We start from the raw sequence: 16,492 nt of genomic DNA on the forward strand, positions 1-16,492 counted from the left end.
TCGGCCGTTATCCGATCACGAGAGGGTTGACCTATTTTTATGTCAACCAACTAGGGTGGAACCGCGGAAGCTAATACAGCTCTCGTCCCTTGCAATTATTGCAGGAGACGAGGGCTTTTTTGTATGTCCGATTAATTCAGTAAACGATAAATGAAGGGAGTTTTTATTATATGAGCTTCAAAGTACCTAGAGGAACACAGGATATTGTACCTGGACAATCTGAAAAATGGCAAAAGATTGAAGAAATCATGCGCCGCTTATGTAATGTATACCGTTACCCTGAAATTCGTACACCAATTTTCGAATCGACAGAATTATTCAAACGTGGTGTGGGTGATTCAACGGATGTCGTTCAAAAAGAAATGTACACATTTGAAGATCGAGGTGGGCGTTCATTAACTTTACGTCCAGAAGGAACAGCTTCAATCGCACGTTCATATGTTGAACATAAAATGTTTGGACATCCGGATCAACCAGTGAAAATGTCTTATATTGGACCAATGTTCCGTTATGAACGTTCACAAAAAGGTCGTTTCCGTCAATTCGTACAATTTGGTGTTGAGGCCATTGGTTCGAAGGATCCAGCAGTTGATGCTGAAGTAATTGAATTAGCAATGCGTGTCTATCAAGAAGCAGGATTGAAAAACTTGAAATTAGTAATCAATTCATTAGGTGATAAAGAAGTGCGAGATGCTCACCGTGAAGCATTAATTGAGCATTTCCAACCGCATATTGCTGAATTTTGTGGAGATTGTCAAAAACGTCTTGAACAAAATCCATTACGTATTTTAGATTGTAAAGTAGATGCGGAAAATCAACTAATTGCGACAGCTCCGAAGTTAACAGCTTATTTAAATGAAGAATCTGCAAGTTATTTTGCACAAGTTAAAGCGTATCTAGATGTGTTAGGTGTCGATTATGTAGTAGATGCTAATCTTGTGCGGGGCTTAGATTATTATAACCATACAACATTCGAAATTATGAGTACTGCTGAGGGGTTTGGGGCCATTACGACACTTTGTGGCGGAGGACGCTACAATGGATTAGTTGAAGAAATCGGTGGACCTGAATCACCAGGAATCGGCTTCGCAATGAGTATTGAACGTCTTTTGTTAGCGCTTGAAGCAGAGGAAGTTGAGCTAGATATTCATAATGAATTGGATCTTTATATCGTAGCAATGGACGATTCAGCTAAGTTGAAAGCGGTAGAATTAATCAGTTCGTTTAGAGCGAAGGGAATCGCAGCAGATATCGATTATGCTGGGCGTAAAATGAAAGGCCAAATGAAGGCTGCTGACCGTTTAAATGCTAAATATGTAATCGTTCTAGGTGACACTGAATTGCAAGAAGATGCAGCGAATGTCAAATTTATGGCAACTGGCGAGCAAGAAAAAGTACCTTTCCACGACTTAGTAAACTATCTACTATCACATAAATAATTGGAGGAATTACAAATGGCTACAAGAACACATGAATGTGGTATCCTACGTGCAGAAAACGTTGGAGAACGCGTTGTATTAAAAGGTTGGGTACAATATCGTCGTGATTTCGGAGGATTAATTTTTATCGATTTACGTGACCGTACTGGATTAACACAAATCGTATTCACACCAGAAAATTCGCAACAAGCATTAGATCTAGCTGACTCATTCCGCAGTGAATTTGTTATCGAAATCGAGGGAGAAGTACGCGCTCGTACACCAGAAATGGTCAATCCAAATTTAGACACGGGTATGGTTGAAGTTTATGTTGACCAAGTTACCTTGATCAATAAAGCAAAAACACCACCATTCCAAATTGAAGATCGTATTCAAGTAAATGAAGATTTACGTTTGAAATATCGCTACTTAGATTTACGTCGTCCAACGATGTATAACACGTTCAAATTACGTTCTGATGTAACTAAAGTAATCCGCAACTTCTTACAAGATGAAGGATTCCTGGAAGTAGAAACACCAATCTTAACAAAATCAACTCCTGAAGGTGCACGTGATTATTTAGTACCATCTCGTGTTCATGACGGTGAATTTTATGCACTTCCACAGTCACCACAGTTGTTCAAACAATTGTTAATGGTTTCTGGCTTCGAAAAATACTTCCAAATTGCACGTTGTTTCCGTGATGAGGATTTACGCGCTGACCGTCAACCAGAATTCACTCAAATTGATATGGAGATGAGTTTCTTAACGCAGGAACAAATTATTGATTTGAATGAGCGTTTGATTGTCTCCGTTATGAAAGAAGTAAAAGGAATTGACATACCACGTCCATTCCAACAAATGAAATACCAAGAAGCGATGGCTCGTTTTGGGTCAGATAAACCAGATATCCGTTTTGATTTAGAGTTAATCGAACTTTCAGATGTTGTGGAAGGCTGTAACTTTAAAGTATTCGCTCAAACTGTTGCAGATGGCAAACAAGTTAAAGGTTTAAATATTAAAGGGGCTAGCGATAAATATTCACGTAAAGACCTTGATGAATTAACTAAATTTGTAGGTCGTTACGGTGCGAAAGGCTTAGCTTGGATTAAAGTAACGGAAGAAGGTCTTACTGGTCCAATCGGCAAGTTCTTCCAAGATGAATTTGGTGCTAAATTACAAGAACGCATGGGCGCTGAAGTAGGCGACGTATTAGTATTCGTAGCTGATAAACCAGCAGTAGTAGCCGATGCACTTGGCGCATTACGTAAAAAATTAGGAAAAGATTTAGGCCTAATAGATGAAGCACGATTTGCTTACTTATGGATTACTGATTGGCCATTATTCGAATACGACGAAGAAAATGATAGCTATAAAGCAGCACATCACCCATTCACACGTCCTTTCGAAGAAGATATTGCTTTAATGGATACAGAACCAACTAAAGTACGCGCACAAGCATATGACTTAGTATTAAATGGTTATGAGTTAGGCGGCGGTTCACTGCGTATTTATGAAAAAGATTTACAAGAAAAAATGTTTGAGGCTCTTGGTTTTACAAAAGAGGAAGCGCAAGAACAATTCGGTTTCCTGATGGATGCTTTTGAGTTTGGCGTACCTCCACATGGTGGTTTAGCATTAGGCCTTGACCGCTTAATCATGATTTTAGCAGGTCGCGATAACTTACGCGACACAATTGCATTCCCTAAAACAGCGTCTGCAAGCGACCTATTATCACAAGCACCAAGCGAAGTAACAACTGCTCAATTAGATGATCTTCATATCCGTGTAAAAACAATGGCTGACGAAGACTAATCTGACATATTGAAGATGTAAAGCACATGATTTAGGGTGCTTTGCATCTTTTTTTTATATTTTTTTATGATGGTTAAGAAAGGGGTGTTTCACTTTTAAAAAATAAAAGATGATGTTACACTTGAGCTAGTAAAATGTCATATTAATACAATAAATAGTCTGAAAAAAAGTTTTGAAAATAGGTTTAAAAAAATACTTTAATTAAAACCGCATAATATTTGAAATTATTAAAATCATTATGTTATTATTCATGTAATACAAATCCTGATATGTTCGTTATGTAGTCGTCTTTTTAAACCGAACACTTTTTAATAGGGAATCCAATATTTATTTATGAATTTGACGCCTCGTGAAGGAAGATATTTATAAATGTGCGGATACCCACCTGCTGAGCGCGGGTTTAGTTGACGCTAAAAGTATGACGGCATGATTGGGATTTGTGTTAATGATTGAATAATCCAACCTCTGATTTTATTGAATCAGAGGTTTTTTTATATTTTATAGAAAGGAGTGTGGGTTCTTGAAAAGATTTGACCGTCCCTGCCCATGTATGAGTGGTAAAAAAGCATTTGATTGCTGCTTCGCAAAAAATAAAGTAACAAAAGAAAATCATTGGGCGAGTATAAAAGCACGACTTGTCCAAAATTTCATTGCTGAGCATCCAACTGATGAAGAAGTGGTCAGTCTCCAACAATGGGTTGGCACTTCTAGATTGGCTGAATTTGAAGAAGGCATGGATGCGATCACTGTGCAACATTTATTGACAGACGCCTACTTCTTTACAAATCATACGAAAGAATGGGGTTATTTCCTAATCCAGAATATGAAAGAAATCATCCAACCAAAAACACATCAGATTCTATCAAGTTGGCAACAACCCCTTTTCTTTGTCGGTAAAGTTTTAGAAATTATAGATGGTTTTGTAATCGCGGAGCACTATTATACGAAGGAAGTTATCATCATTGTAGATGTTGAAATAGAGGATGATATTATTGAAGATTTTATTATCTGTCACATCGTACCGGGGATTCATCAACGTTATTACTATTTGTTAAGCAGCGCCATTATTTTAGAAAAAAATCATGGTCAAGTAATAGCGAAATGGCGACAACGCTTTGAAGAAGCAAACTTTGAACAACACTCCTTATTTTTCAAAGAGCATATTTTAGATTGTTTTTCAGATTTAGTGGGTTTAAAAACGATTTCCAATAGCGAAGTAAGAGACCTTGATCTCGGAGCGTTGTATCTCATTGTTAGTTTGGATGAATTACTCATAGATTTAGATGTAAAAAATGATCGTTTAGCTTTTGTTTTTTTCAATTATCTAATGGATAATGGTCTTTCGCAACGGTTACGAAAAAAAGAAGGATTATTAGCTGCAATTATCGATTTTGGCATTCGTTACGATTTTTTACCTAGAATTATTACGCAAAGAAAACTGGCTGAAATGATGAATGTTTCGACAAGTTCTGTTAGAAGATACAGCAATAAAATCGCTTACTATTTTGAACAGGATTTCGACGATAATGTGTTTGAAAAACTGCGTCAACCTAGTTATCAAATCGGTACGGATGCGAATATGGACGATTACAAGGAATGGCAGTTACAAAAACACTTTGAAAAAATGATTTTTACAAATGATGTTGATCGTAAACGGATGGAAAAAAAGTTAGAAGGAATACCATTTAAACCGATTACAAATAAAGATAATGCACAAAAGTATGCTTTCGAGGCTTATATAGCTGATGCCGATGATGATCGCCAACGATTAGCGCAACTCGCTATCAACTTTGACAGTTTAAATAAAGATGCATGCATCATCCAAAGTGAAGTGTTACCAAAAAATCAACGTCTGGATGTATTACTAGAAATGTTAGTGAGAAATCAATCGGTAAGTCACTTGGAAAATCGGAAAATTGTACTGCTGCTACAATTATTTTTTACACAGCAAAAGTATGATAGTGCATGGCAATTGCTACAGGAAATACCTGTAACAAAAAGGCAACAATCAAAAGAATTACACTATTTTTATATGACATTATGTATTTATTTTGAAGAAATTGATGATAATTTGCTATCCATAATTGATAATAAATATGTTGAAGATGGCATGATGGCATGGTTGAAGTGGATTATGGCCAAGATGAAAAAACACATCAATGAAGAGCAATTGCATAGTGATGCGGTAAACTGTAATCCATTTGTTCAAAAATACATGGAGTTGGATATCGCACCCTATGATTATCCGACACATAAAACATGTGTTAAAGGAGATCCGGGAGAAGCAAAATTTGTCCATTTTGTCCTTTTTCCGCTATTAAAAGACAAAAAATAATATTTTTTTAGATAGACAGGTTAGTAGCGAATGTTGTTAAATCGCTATTAATCTGTTTTTTTGTTTAATATAGTAAAAAAAGGGAAATTTGTTTTAAAATAAAGGGTTTTCAAAAATTAAAGAACCCTTTATAATTGGTATAGACAACTATACCAAAAAGTATTGAAAGGGAGTGATAGAATGTTAGCTTTTCTTCAAAAAATTGGGAAATCATTAATGTTTCCAATTGCAACTTTACCTGCCGCAGCTTTATTAGTGCGCCTGGGTGCTGAAGATTTTTTCAACTGGCCTGTAATGGCCGCCGCTGGTGATGTGATTTTAGGCAATCTACCATTGATCTTTGCAATTGGTATTGCAATGGGATTTGCTTTTGATAGTGGCGGTGGTGCTGCCTTGGCTGGTGCAGTGGCACATATTGTTTTGACAGGTGTTCTTTTAAGTATTGATAAGGATATCAAGATGAATGTATTTGGCGGTGTAATCGCCGGTGTAATTGCTGGACTCTTATACAATAAATTTTACAATGTGAAATTTCCAGAATGGTTATCTTTCTTTGGTGGAAGGCGATTTGTGCCAATCATAACTGCAGTCGTTATGATGTTAGTAGGTTGGCTCTTTGGTTACGCATGGCCGCCAGTTCAGGGTTGGATTAACGACGCTGGTAACTGGGCGATTGATCATGGCTCAATTGGAGTGGGGGTTTATGGTTTCTTAAATAGACTACTCATTCCTGTGGGACTACACCATGTAATTAATACCGTTGTGTGGTTTGATTTCGGTTCATTTACTACGTCAGATGGCACAGTCGTAAAAGGCGAGATTAACCGTTTCTTAAAAGGCGACCCAACAGCTGGTCCCTTTTTATCAGGTTTCTTCCCAATTATGATGTTTGGTCTTCCGGCAGCATGTTTAGCGATGTATATGACTGCTAAAAAAGAGAAAAAAGCGTTGGTTGGTGGTATGTTTGTATCAATCGCTTTAACAGCGTTTATCACAGGGGTAACAGAACCAATTGAATTTTCATTTATGTTCTTATCTCCGGTGTTATTTTTCGTGCATGCTGTATTGACTGGATTGTCGTTGATGGCTGCTAATTGGCTTGGTATCCATGACGGCTTTGGCTTCTCGGCAGGTTTGATTGATTATGTACTGAATTTTGGTATAGCTACAAAACCATTACTGCTCATACCATTAGGTTTAGTCGTAGGTGCAATTTACTTTGCGATCTTTTACTTCATGATTATTAAATTCGATCTTAAAACACCTGGTCGAGAAGATGATGATGAAGATGAGGATGGTTCTACACCTTTAACTGGTTCAACAGATGAGGTATTAGATGCAAAAGCGTATCATATAATTGAAGGTTTAGGTGGCAAGGAAAATATTAAGCGTATTGATTACTGTACAACGAGATTGCGTTTAGATGTTAAAGATTCCACAATTATTGATGAAAAGAAATTAAAAAAATATGGTGCACGTGGTGTCATGAAAATTTCGAAAACGAATGCACAAGTAATCATCGGAACATCTGTTGAATTTTTAGCAGAAGCGATGAAAGTACGACTGGATAATGGCAATCCACCGTTGAAATCAGATGTTTCTGCAGAGGACATTAAAAGTGAAGACGATGTATTATCAGGTGCATTTATACCAGCGGACTTTACGATGCCAGTAACAGGAGAAATTATTCCTTTAACAGATGTGCCAGATAAAGCCTTCTCTGAAGGAATGATGGGTCCCGGTTTTGGTATTCAAATTGAAGATGGTGTCATTACATCACCAATAGATGGTAAAGTAGTGATGATTTTCCCTTCGAAACATGCGATTGGGCTAGTTTCTGATAGTGGTTTAGAAGTATTAATTCATATCGGTTTAGATACGGTAAAATTAGATGGGCAAGGATTTGAAACAGTAGTCGAAACGGATCAACTTGTACAACGTGGAGACGTATTAATAAAAGTTGACTTGGACTATGTTTCAGCAAATGTACCATCATTAGTTACACCGATCATATTAACTAATTCTCAAGGCAAAGAGGTTACTTTATTGAAAACTGGTCACCAAGAGGCCGGTACTGCAAATATTATTGATGTAAAATAATGATTGTTTAAATGATTGCTGGGCGAGCAGTCGCCCGTCCAGTTAAATCATTTACATCTTTGGAGGCGTTTGATGATGGCTAATTCAATAAAAATACACAATATAACAATTATTAATGCAAGAAATCGCTTATTAAATCATGATGTGATGGTACAAGATGGTAAGATCACTGCCATTGCACCAACTATACACCAACAAGCGGATCGAGTAATTGATGGTACAAACCAACTCCTGTTTCCTGGATTTATTGATATGCATATTCATGGTTCTGCGGGTGTAGATGTGATGGATGCAACGCAAGAAGCACTGCATAAAATGTCGAAATCTTTAGTGAAAGAGGGCGTAACATCTTTTTTAGCAACGACAATGACACAGAAAATCGAAGCGATTGAAGCGACGCTAGAAACGATTGCTAACTTTGAAAATAATGAGGATGAAGCACAATTAGTTGGCGTACATGTCGAAGGTCCATTTATCTCGAAAAACAGGGCCGGTGCACAGCCATTAGATTATATTATTGCACCAACAGGTGAATTATTAAGCAGATGGCAGCAATTAAGTGGTCATTTATTGAAAGAAATTACAGTAGCACCGGAAGTGGAAAATGGATTTGAATTTGTAAAAATGGCAGCAGATGCAGGGATAGTGGTTTCCATTGGCCATTCGGATGCAACTTTTGAAGAAGTTGAAAAAGCAGTGATTTTGGGTGCGTCTCAAGGTACACATCTTTACAATCAAATGCGTCCTTTTCATCATAGAGAGCCTGGAGTTGTTGGAGCTTCACTCGTATTGGATGATATTAAAACTGAAATGATTGTCGATTTCATTCATAGTCATGAAAAATCAGTGGCATTGGCTTTTAAATGTAAGGGGCCAGAAAATATTATTTTAATAACAGATGCGATGCGAGCAAAAGGTGTACCTTTTGGGGATTATGATTTAGGTGGACAAATGGTTCATGTTACACAATCGGGTGCTCATTTGCCAAACGGTGCCTTAGCTGGTAGTGTTTTAACGATGGATCTGGCTGTGCGTAATATGCAAAAAGCGACAGGGTGTACATTGGAAAATTTAGTAGCTATGTCATCTACAAACGCTGCTAATCAGTTGAAAATGTCATCAAAAGGACGTATAGAAACGAATGCGGATGCAGATATGCTAATATTGTCCCAAGATTTGACTATACAAATGACGATAAAAAAAGGTAAAGTAATTTATAGTAACGAGTAAAAAAAGGATAGGTGAATTCAATTGGTCAATAAAAACTCACATGTGCCAATTTATATTCAAATTGAAGAAGCACTAAAGCAGAGTATTTTTCTCGGTGAGTACCAGGTTGGCGAAGCAATTCCATCGGAGCGTGATTTATCTAACCGTTTTAACGTAAGTAGAATGACGGTTAGACAGGCAATCACGAATCTGGTGTCGAATGGTATGCTTTTTAGAGAGAAAGGGCGTGGAACTTTTGTTTCAACGCCAAAGCTTGAACAGCCTTTGAATGGTTTGACAAGTTTTACAGAAGATATGCGTGCACGTGGCATGACACCAAGTAGTAAAATCATCAAATTTGAAATACAAATACCACCATTTGATGTCGCGAGAGAGCTTATGATGGAAGAAGGCGAAAAAGTTTATTTTATGGTGCGTATTCGCAACGCAGATAATAAGCCAATGGCGATCGAAAGAACATACATACCAGTAGCTGTTTTCCCGGATTTAAATGCCAAGCTTTTGAGTGGATCATTGTATCGGTTAGTTGAAGAACAATATGGTTTGACAATAGGTAATGCGATTCAACAAATGGAAGCATCCCATGTTGCGAAGGAAGATAGCAAATATTTGTTGTTGGAACCAACAGCTGTTGTCCTCATTATTAAACGGACTAGTTTTTTATCCGATGGGAAACCATTTGAATTAGTGCGTTCCGCTTATCGAGCAGATCGTTATAAATTTATTAGTGAAATTCAGAGGTGATTATATGTCGTATTTGAGTAAGGTACAAGAAATTTTAGCAACGATTGAACAACAAGAAGAAAATGCGATTGCAGCCGCCGCCAATATGATTTTTAATAACATAGAAGCGGGTGGTATATTGCAGCTATTTGGCAGTGGTCATTCGCAGCTATTGGCACAAGAAGCCTACTATCGAGCAGGTGGTCTCGTACCAGCAAAACCCATTTCTATTGAGGCACTCATGCTACATAAAGGGGCATTAACCTCTTCAAAAAATGAAAAAGATCCAACGATTATTCAGGCGAATCTTCAACATATTCAGTTGGAAAAAAATGATGTCTTAATCGTTATTTCTACTAGTGGTAGAAACACTGTACCTGTGGATATTGCTTTATTAGCAAAAAAACAGGGTATACCAGTTATAGCAATTCAATCATTAAAATATATTGACCAGCCATCTAAGCATGCTTCCAATAAACGTTTAGAGGAAGTTGTAGACCTTGTCTTGAACACACATGCACCAGTTGGTGATGGTTTGATTGAACAGCATAATTTACAATATGGCCCCGTATCTACTATTGCAGGAGCCGCCATCTTAAATGAAGTGTTAGTACGCGTTGTGACACTTATGCAACAAACAAATTCTTCTACTCCTGTTTTTAGCAGCAGCAATGTTGAAAACAGTAGCACTTCCAATGAAGTGTTTATAGAAAAATACAAGCATCGCATTAATTTTAACTAATCGGAGGTTTTATTCATGGAAAAACAATTCAAAATTACAAGCCCAGAGGGACTACATGCAAGACCATGTACATTACTTGTAGCGGCAGTAACACCATTTTCATCAGATGTAAAAATTTCTTATAATGACAGAGCAGTCAACTTAAAATCTATTATGGGTGTAATGGCTCTTGGTATTCCAACAGGTGCAAATATCACTATTTCTGCAGAAGGTGCTGATGCAGAAGCAGCAATTGAAAAAGCAGCGAGTGTTATTTCAAACGAAAATATCGGCGAAGAGGCTTAATATGGTGGAAATCAGAGGGATTGGCGTTTCAAATGGTATAGCTATCGCACCAGCCTACCGCTTAGTGGAACCAGATTTATCGTTTGAAAAAATTCAAATTTCAGATACTGCTGCAGAGAAAGAACGTTTTCGTGCAGCAATAACATCAGCAAAAGGCGACTTAGAAATTGTTCGAGATCGTGCTACTGAAAAATTTGGTGCCGAACACTCAGCGATTTTCGAAGCCCATTTACTTGTATTACAAGATCCAGAAATGTCTGCATCTATTGAAGCAAAAATAGATGAAGGTGTAAATGCAGAGGCAGCATTAGAAGAAATATCTTCCAATTTCGTCGCTATTTTTGAAGCGATGGATAATGATTATATGAAAGAGCGTGCATCTGATATACGCGATGTTTCTCAACGCATTTTAGAGAAATTGTTACATGTTGAAACAATGGATTTAACAACGATTGATACGAATGTTATTATTGTAGCGCATGATTTGACGCCTTCAATGACTGCACAGCTTAATAAGGAATTCGTCCAGGGCTTTGTGACGAATATTGGCGGACGTACATCGCATTCAGCCATATTAGCTCGTAATATACAAATTCCTGCAGTTGTCGGTACGTCGACCGCTACAGAACAGGCTCACAAGGATGACCTAGTCATTTTGGATGGTGCTAAAGGAATTGTTATTATTTCTCCAACCGCAGAAGAAATAGCAAAATATGAGGCGCTACAGCTTGAATTTGAGGCGCATCAACAAGCGTTACGACCTTTCGTTGATAAGGAAAGCATCGATGCGGAAGGGCATCATGTAGAGTTGGCTGGTAATATTGGTCGTCCTGAAGATGTGGAGCTTGTCGTAGCAAATGGAGCAGATGGTGTTGGGCTATTTCGTACGGAGTTTTTGTATATGGACCGAAATAGCTTCCCAACGGAAGAAGAACAATATGAATCGTATAAAACGGTCTTAGAAAAAATGGGAGACAAACCGACTGTCGTACGCACGCTTGATATCGGCGGTGATAAGGAATTAAGTTATTTAAAACTTCCTGAGGAAATGAATCCATTTTTAGGCTATCGAGCAATTCGACTTTGCCTTGATGATAAAGAATTATTCCGCGTTCAAATGAGAGCATTACTTCGTGCGAGTGTGTTTGGTAATTTGAAAGTAATGTTTCCTATGATTGCGACATTGGATGAATTCCGAGAAGCGAAAGCCTTCTTATTAGAAGTAAAAGAGCAGTTATTATCAGAAGGGCAAGCAGTAGCGGAGCATATTGAAGTGGGAATGATGGTAGAGATACCGTCAGCAGCGGTTATTGCAGACTTATTTGCCAAAGAAGCTGATTTCTTATCGATTGGCACGAATGATTTAATTCAATATACTTTAGCTGCAGATCGTATGAATGAGAAAGTTTCTTATTTATATCAACCCTACCACCCAGCCGTTTTACGTCTTATCAAAATGGTTGTTGATGCAGGTCACGCAAATGGACGTTGGGTAGGTATGTGTGGTGAAATGGCGGGTGATGCAGTTGCGATTCCAATACTACACGCCTTTGGATTAGATGAATTCTCTATGAGTGCCTCTTCTATTCTTCCAGCCAGAGCACAACTAGCACAACTATCTCAAAGTGCATTAGCACAGCACACAGATAGCATTCTCAGCTTATCAACGGCTGCTGAAGTAGAAGCCTATGTCGCTGAAAATTTTTAATAAATAAATAAGTCCTCCCTATACAACGAATAATTGCGTGTTGAAAACATCGACTGTTTTTCACATCCATTTACCGTTGTTTAGAGAGGCTTTTTTTACGAATATAAGGGGGAAGCAATATGGATATTAGACAGGTCGTAGCAACGGAATATGAAGAAGTAGAACAGTTAAGAGAGTATAGTTTTAGTAGTGTGTATAACGCTGAAAAATTGAAGGATTTTCAATATTGGATGCAGCATAGTGCAACATTAGGCAGTTTCGTTGATGGGAAATTAGTAGGGCAAATTCTTGTTTTACCTCTGAATCTAACGATGCGAGGGCAAAATTTTAATATGGGTGGTATTGGATTTGTGGCTACCTATCCAGAATATCGCAATCAAGGGATTATGAAAAAGCTGATGATCTATGCTTTGGAGACAATGCGTGAAAATAAACAAAATATCTCAGTACTTGCACCTTACTCTGTATCTTTTTATCATTATTTTGGCTGGTCATTATTTAATGATGTGCTTCGTTTTGATATATCACCAGCGAATTTCCCTCGATTGGGTAAAAAAGTAGATAGGATAAAAAGAACTAGTTTTAAACATAAAGATGTACAACTATTTGAAGACATTAAAAACTATCACAATGAGGTTGTCGCAAAAAATCCTGGAGCTATGATACGTGATCACGCATGGTGGAATCGTATTGAAGCACGTCAACCATATGCTCATTTTGCAGCAGTCTTTAATGATGAACAGGAAGTTATTGGCTATATTCGATATGAAATTATTGGATTGACATTTACGATTGAAGATTTTTATGCAACAAATTACGCAGCAGAAGCAGCTATATGGCGTTTTGTAGTCGCTCATGAAGCTAGTATTAATCGTATAACAGGTATTTGTCATGCTACTATGAAGGTGGGTATAACACTCCCAGAACCACAATTTACCCAACAGATTAAACAGGAAACAATGTTGAGAATTGTCGATGTAGCGGCATTTTTCACTGATTTTTTATGGCAGCAAGATGATCTATCATTGTATATGTCAGTTAGCGATCCATTTGCACAGTGGAATAATGGTATTTTCCACGTCACATCAAATGGCGTGACAATTGTAGATGAAGCCACATTAAAAGAACAACCAATTGTTGAATTAACGATTAATACAGTCGCATTACTAGTTAGTGGTTATGCTAGTGTGCAACAGTTACGTTATTATGATTTACTTCAAATGACTGATGAGACAGCGAATCAGTGGGATAAAGCGTTTCCAACACAAGCCAGTTTTTTTAATGAATATTTTTAAAAAAATTTAAAAAAATTGCACTATACCACTTCAAAGAATAACTATAGTTCAACGGTTTTCTATTATATACCGCAGATAAAATAGAAAAGAATAGGGATAAAAAAACAAAAAATCTATTGTGGTATATACCAATAGATGCTATATTTTAGTTAGAAAACGATTACATTCTAAAGGAGAGATCAACTATGAAGACGATTATGTTAGTTTGTGTGGCAGGAATGAGCACGAGTTTACTCGTAACAAAAATGCAGAAGGCGGCTCAAAGTCAAAATGTCGATGCTGATATTTTCGCAATTGCAGAAAATGAAGTGGATCGTACTCTAGCATCAAAAAATATCGATGTATTATTACTAGGTCCACAAGTAAGATATTTAAAATCTTCTTTTGATAAAAAATATGCGAATAGCGATTTCCCAATCGATGTTATCAATATGTCAGATTATGGCATGATGAATGGCGAGAACGTTTTGAAGCAAGCATTGGCTTTAGCGAAATAAGGAGGTAATTTTGTGGAAGATGAACAATTAATGCAAGCAGTCATGGGATTAATTATCCATGCGGGGAATGCAAAAAGTGAATGTATGATTGCAATAGGTCATGCAAAAATTGGGGAACTTCAAGAAGCACAAGACAAGATTGATGCTGCAAATGAAGCATTAATCGAAGCGCATCACGCTCAAACGTCATTATTGACAAGCGAAGCTCGTGGTGAGAACGTACAACCAACATTAATGTTAATACATGCACAAGATCACTTGATGAACGCTATCACATTTAGAGATTTAGCGAAAGAAGTTATCGAGCTGTATAGTCGCATTGATGCAAAATAAATAGTTTGAATGTTCGAAATATTGGTTGATTTTTCGAAGTAGCACTTATTTAGACAAAGGGGAGTGTTGACAATGTTCAAGTTTTTTGAAGAAAAATTCGTGCCTGTAGCTGCACGAATTGGTAACCAGCGACATCTGGTTGCAGTACGCGATGGTTTCTTAGCATTGATGCCATTAACAATCGTTGGTTCTTTAGCAGTACTGTTTAATAATTTACCGATTAAGTTTTACCAAACGTTCATGGATAGTATTTGGAAGCATGAAACGTGGACGCAATGGGGAGGTAATATGTGGAATGCGACATTTGGGATGATGTCCATTTTCCTAGCTATTACAATTGCTTATAATTTAGCGAAAAGTTACGATAAAGATCCTTTAGGTGCTGGTGTTATTTCATTGGCAGCTTACATGACATTTGGTACCTTTGGTGAAGGCGGTATATCTGGTCTTACATCAGGAACTGGTGGTATTTTCATAGCCATTATCATCGCGCTAATTTCGACGGAAATATTCACGCGATTATTAGGGAATCCTAGAATGCTTATTAAAATGCCAGATTCAGTACCACCTGCAGTATCTAAATCATTTGCAGCTTTGTTTCCAGCCATTATAACAATTGGTCTTTTTGCTTTAGTGCGTACAGTTATTTCAAATACAGCTGATATGCCAGATATTATTTCTTCATTTTATGCAACAGTACAAGCACCATTTCAAAGTTTAACGAACTCTTGGAGTGCAGGTGTTATTATCGCATTAGTACCAGTATTCTTCTGGTTCTTCGGTGTGCATGGTGCGAATATTATCGAACCATTCATGCAAACAATCAATATTGATTCAGTAGCAGCTAATATGAAGGCAGTTAGTAGTGGGTTAGAAGCACCATATATTATTACAAAACCATTCTTTGATGCTTTTGTTAATATGGGTGGGTCAGGTACTTCTTTAGCACTGATCGTAGCAATGTTCTTAGTCGCTCGAAAAAACAAACAGTATATGACCGTTGGTAAGCTGTCCGCAGCACCAGGGCTATTCAATATCAATGAACCGTTACTATTTGGTTTACCAATCATTTTAAATCCAGTATTATTCATTCCATTTATCATTACACCAGTAGTTGTTATGTCAATTGCTTACTTCTCAATGAAATTTGGATTAGTACCAAAAACAACAATTGCTGTTCCTTGGACAACACCGCCAATCCTTAATGGTATTTTAGCGACGCAGTCTTGGCGTGGTGGCGTATTATCCATCGTCAACCTAGTTGTGGCATTCTTTATCTACTTACCATTCGTAGCAATGGCTGGTCGTGTTCAAAAAGAAGAGTTAATTCTTGAAGAAGAGCATGAAGAACAAGTGAAAAAAGATTAATAATTAAAATGAGAAGGAGTTGTCACTTTTGAGGCAGCTCCTTCAATCAATTTATATTGGAGGTTTTCACATGAAACGTTTAGGCATATCTGTCTATCCACAACATAGCTCAGTCGAAGAAATGAAAAATTATATTCAATTAGCGCATAATAATGGTTTTGATCGCATTTTCACCTGTTTGATGTCATTAAATGATGCAGCTGAAAAACAAAAACTACAAGAAGTTACTCATTTTGCAAAAAATCTAGGTTTTGATATATCAGCAGATATAGCTCCACCTGTTTTTGAAGAGATGGGTCTGACATATCGCGATATTAATGTGTTAAAAAAGGAATTTAATCTAGCTGCATTACGTCTAGATATGGGGTTTTCTGGACAAGAAGAAGCTTTAATGTCATTGGACCCATGTGATTTAAAAGTAGAGCTCAATATTAGTAATGGTACGAAGTATGTCGAAAATATTTTATCGTATAAAGCGAATCCAGCGAATATTATTGGGTGTCATAATTTTTATCCCTTGAATAGTCAAATTAAGCGCAACACTTTATTAAAGAAAATTTCATAAGGACTTTTCCACTCCAAACATTTACGCGGACGTTTATTTAGTTTTTCAATACACTGGTCAATATACGTAGGCGAACAG

At 37.2% G+C, this 16,492-nt stretch carries 13 protein-coding genes, 1 other RNA gene, 2 pseudogenes and 1 other annotated feature (1 of these 17 running past the window's edge); of the genes and pseudogenes, 15 read left to right on the forward strand and 1 reads right to left on the reverse strand.

Features of this window, described 5'->3' with window-relative positions:
* Window positions 1-93: a binding site (T-box leader), on the forward strand (it extends 155 nt beyond the left edge of the window).
* A 77-nt stretch (window positions 94-170) separates the two neighbouring features.
* From hisS to DEX24_RS14150, 15 genes and pseudogenes are all read left to right on the forward strand, one after another.
* Complete coding sequence (hisS, locus tag DEX24_RS14080; protein WP_109307058.1) at window positions 171-1,439, forward strand: histidine--tRNA ligase; 1,269 nt, start codon at window positions 171-173, stop codon at window positions 1,437-1,439.
* 15 nt (window positions 1,440-1,454) lie between these two features.
* Window positions 1,455-3,233: an aspartate--tRNA ligase gene (gene aspS, locus DEX24_RS14085; protein WP_109307059.1), complete on the forward strand. Its 1,779-nt coding sequence runs from the start codon at window positions 1,455-1,457 to the stop codon at window positions 3,231-3,233.
* A 258-nt stretch (window positions 3,234-3,491) separates the two neighbouring features.
* Window positions 3,492-3,674: non-coding RNA, 6S RNA (gene ssrS, locus DEX24_RS14090), on the forward strand.
* A 79-nt stretch (window positions 3,675-3,753) separates the two neighbouring features.
* Complete coding sequence (locus DEX24_RS14095) at window positions 3,754-5,568, forward strand: hypothetical protein (protein WP_109307060.1); 1,815 nt, start codon at window positions 3,754-3,756, stop codon at window positions 5,566-5,568.
* 180 nt (window positions 5,569-5,748) lie between these two features.
* Window positions 5,749-7,668, forward strand: coding sequence for an N-acetylglucosamine-specific PTS transporter subunit IIBC (gene nagE / locus DEX24_RS14100; protein ID WP_109307061.1), 1,920 nt, complete (start codon window positions 5,749-5,751; stop codon window positions 7,666-7,668).
* Window positions 7,669-7,743: 75 nt separating this feature from the next.
* Window positions 7,744-8,898: an N-acetylglucosamine-6-phosphate deacetylase gene (gene nagA, locus DEX24_RS14105; RefSeq protein WP_109307071.1), complete on the forward strand. Its 1,155-nt coding sequence runs from the start codon at window positions 7,744-7,746 to the stop codon at window positions 8,896-8,898.
* Between the two features lie 21 nt (window positions 8,899-8,919).
* Window positions 8,920-9,642: a GntR family transcriptional regulator gene (locus tag DEX24_RS14110; RefSeq protein WP_109307062.1), complete on the forward strand. Its 723-nt coding sequence runs from the start codon at window positions 8,920-8,922 to the stop codon at window positions 9,640-9,642.
* Window positions 9,643-9,646: 4 nt separating this feature from the next.
* Complete coding sequence (locus tag DEX24_RS14115) at window positions 9,647-10,363, forward strand: sugar isomerase domain-containing protein (RefSeq protein ID WP_109307063.1); 717 nt, start codon at window positions 9,647-9,649, stop codon at window positions 10,361-10,363.
* A gap of 15 nt (window positions 10,364-10,378) precedes the next feature.
* Window positions 10,379-10,648, forward strand: a complete 270-nt coding sequence (locus tag DEX24_RS14120; protein ID WP_109307064.1) for a phosphocarrier protein HPr — start codon at window positions 10,379-10,381, stop codon at window positions 10,646-10,648.
* A 1-nt stretch (window position 10,649) separates the two neighbouring features.
* Complete coding sequence (ptsP, locus tag DEX24_RS14125) at window positions 10,650-12,356, forward strand: phosphoenolpyruvate--protein phosphotransferase (protein WP_109307065.1); 1,707 nt, start codon at window positions 10,650-10,652, stop codon at window positions 12,354-12,356.
* 119 nt (window positions 12,357-12,475) lie between these two features.
* Window positions 12,476-13,651, forward strand: coding sequence for a GNAT family N-acetyltransferase (locus DEX24_RS14130; protein WP_109307066.1), 1,176 nt, complete (start codon window positions 12,476-12,478; stop codon window positions 13,649-13,651).
* 185 nt (window positions 13,652-13,836) lie between these two features.
* Window positions 13,837-14,148 (forward strand): PTS sugar transporter subunit IIB, encoded by a 312-nt coding sequence (locus DEX24_RS14135; protein ID WP_109307067.1) that lies wholly within the window; start codon window positions 13,837-13,839, stop codon window positions 14,146-14,148.
* 30 nt (window positions 14,149-14,178) lie between these two features.
* Window positions 14,179-14,481, forward strand: a complete 303-nt coding sequence (locus DEX24_RS14140) for a PTS lactose/cellobiose transporter subunit IIA (protein ID WP_346215229.1) — start codon at window positions 14,179-14,181, stop codon at window positions 14,479-14,481.
* A 72-nt stretch (window positions 14,482-14,553) separates the two neighbouring features.
* Window positions 14,554-15,849: a PTS sugar transporter subunit IIC gene (locus DEX24_RS14145; protein WP_109307069.1), complete on the forward strand. Its 1,296-nt coding sequence runs from the start codon at window positions 14,554-14,556 to the stop codon at window positions 15,847-15,849.
* A 70-nt stretch (window positions 15,850-15,919) separates the two neighbouring features.
* A pseudogene (locus tag DEX24_RS14150) lies at window positions 15,920-16,366 on the forward strand (MupG family TIM beta-alpha barrel fold protein); the annotation flags it as partial.
* An 8-nt stretch (window positions 16,367-16,374) separates the two neighbouring features.
* On the opposite strand, the pseudogene DEX24_RS17550 reads toward DEX24_RS14150, so the two are convergent.
* A pseudogene (locus tag DEX24_RS17550) lies at window positions 16,375-16,492 on the reverse strand (IS30 family transposase); the annotation flags it as partial.

The organism is Kurthia sibirica, from assembly GCF_003143975.1.
In the GTDB taxonomy this organism is placed as follows: domain Bacteria; phylum Bacillota; class Bacilli; order Bacillales_A; family Planococcaceae; genus Kurthia; species Kurthia sibirica.

Bases quoted from the DNA above. Each gene is read 5' to 3' on its own strand.
- hisS (WP_109307058.1), top strand. From the start codon at position 171: ATGAGCTTCAAAGTACCTAGAGGAACACAGGATATTGTACCTGGACAA.
- aspS (WP_109307059.1), top strand. From the start codon at position 1,455: ATGGCTACAAGAACACATGAATGTGGTATCCTACGTGCAGAAAACGTT.
- nagE (WP_109307061.1), top strand. From the start codon at position 5,749: ATGTTAGCTTTTCTTCAAAAAATTGGGAAATCATTAATGTTTCCAATT.
- nagA (WP_109307071.1), top strand. From the start codon at position 7,744: ATGGCTAATTCAATAAAAATACACAATATAACAATTATTAATGCAAGA.
- DEX24_RS14115 (WP_109307063.1), top strand. From the start codon at position 9,647: ATGTCGTATTTGAGTAAGGTACAAGAAATTTTAGCAACGATTGAACAA.
- DEX24_RS14120 (WP_109307064.1), top strand. From the start codon at position 10,379: ATGGAAAAACAATTCAAAATTACAAGCCCAGAGGGACTACATGCAAGA.
- ptsP (WP_109307065.1), top strand. From the start codon at position 10,650: ATGGTGGAAATCAGAGGGATTGGCGTTTCAAATGGTATAGCTATCGCA.
- DEX24_RS14130 (WP_109307066.1), top strand. From the start codon at position 12,476: ATGGATATTAGACAGGTCGTAGCAACGGAATATGAAGAAGTAGAACAG.
- DEX24_RS14135 (WP_109307067.1), top strand. From the start codon at position 13,837: ATGAAGACGATTATGTTAGTTTGTGTGGCAGGAATGAGCACGAGTTTA.
- DEX24_RS14140 (WP_346215229.1), top strand. From the start codon at position 14,179: ATGCAAGCAGTCATGGGATTAATTATCCATGCGGGGAATGCAAAAAGT.
- DEX24_RS14145 (WP_109307069.1), top strand. From the start codon at position 14,554: ATGTTCAAGTTTTTTGAAGAAAAATTCGTGCCTGTAGCTGCACGAATT.